The following is a 1,282-nucleotide window of genomic DNA, read 5'->3' on the forward strand; positions in this document are numbered from 1 at the left end:
GCTTTCGCCTGCTGCCGCGGCGCGGACTGCCGCGAGGAGCTCGGTGGGTGGGGTGTCTTTGAGGAGGTAGCCGACGGCGCCTGCTTCGATGGCGCCGAGGATGTCGGCGTCGGTGTCGTAGTTGGTGACGACGAGGACGTTCGGCGGAGTGGGCAGGGCGCGCAGGCCCGCGGTGGCGGAAGCACCGGAGCGGCCGTCGCCGAAGCGCAGGTCCATCAGGACCAGGTCGACGGGCGTGGCGGCGCAAAAGGCCACTGCCGCATCGGCATCCGCGACATCACCGACGACGGCGATGTCGTCGGCGGCGTCGAGCAGCGCGCGAAGGCCCGCGCGGACGATGGCGTGGTCGTCGGCGAGGAGCAGGCGGATCACGATGCCGCTCCGAGCGGGAAGCTCACCGTCACGGCGGTGTGGCCGGGTTCGGATTCGACCGTCATCGCACCGCCCTGTTGCTCGACGCGGCTGCGCATGGCGGCGAGGCCGAACGCGCCGGATCTGGGGTGGCGCAGCATATCCGGTTCGATGCCGATGCCGTCGTCGACGATGTCCAGGTGCGCGTCGGTGCCGTCGTAGGTGAGGGTGAGCCGCATGCGCTCGGCCCGCGCGTGCTGCACCACATTGGCCACCGCGCTCTGCGCGATCCGCACCAGCGCCGCCTCGACCGGCATCGGCAGTCGCTCCGGTTCGCCCTCGACGAGCAGTTGCGTGGTCAGGGTCGGCGACTGCGCGCGAAGGCAGATGCGTTCCAGCGCTTCGGCGAGTGACTGCCCGTCCAGGGCGGCGGGCGACAATTCGTCGATGAGCCTTCGGGTTTCGGCCAGATCTTCGGCGGCTGTCTCCCGCGCGAGCCGAATGCGATCCAGCGCGGGATGATCCGGTGCGGCCTGCTCGGCGGCGTGCAGGAGCAGCTGGATACTGCTCAGGCCCTGGGCAACGGTGTCGTGGATTTCCTTGGCGAGGCGTTCCCGCTCGGCGAGCTTGCCCGCGGTGCGTTCCTGTTCGGCGAGAATCGCTCTGGTACCGAGCAATTCGTCGATCAGACGCTCCCGTTCGACGGCCTCGCGATGCAGTGCCTGATATCCGAGCCCGATCCCGATCGCCACCAGCGCGCCGAGTATCGGCCCCACCACCGCACCGGCCGACCAACCGCGATGCGCCGCGAAACCCAGCACCCCCACTGTGGTCGCGAGTACCACCGCGACCAGATTCCACGGTCGAGGCAGCAGATGCAGGTAGACGAAGAACAACCGGTCGAGCGTACCGGCGCTCGCCAGGCTCCGCT

The 1,282-nt window shown here is 69.7% G+C and carries 2 protein-coding genes; both read right to left on the reverse strand.

Annotated elements, in window-relative coordinates; all coding sequences use genetic code 11:
* Window positions 1-372, reverse strand: a 372-nt coding sequence (locus AB0F44_RS30060; RefSeq protein ID WP_357361018.1) for a response regulator transcription factor, incomplete at its 3' end; no start/stop codon positions are given.
* Window positions 369-1,282, reverse strand: a 914-nt coding sequence (locus tag AB0F44_RS30065) for a sensor histidine kinase (protein WP_357361020.1), incomplete at its 5' end; no start/stop codon positions are given. The genes AB0F44_RS30060 and AB0F44_RS30065, both read right to left, overlap by 4 nt.

The sequence above is a fragment of the Nocardioides sp. NPDC023903 genome (assembly GCF_040639295.1).
Taxonomy (GTDB): Bacteria; Actinomycetota; Actinomycetes; order Propionibacteriales; family Nocardioidaceae; genus Nocardioides.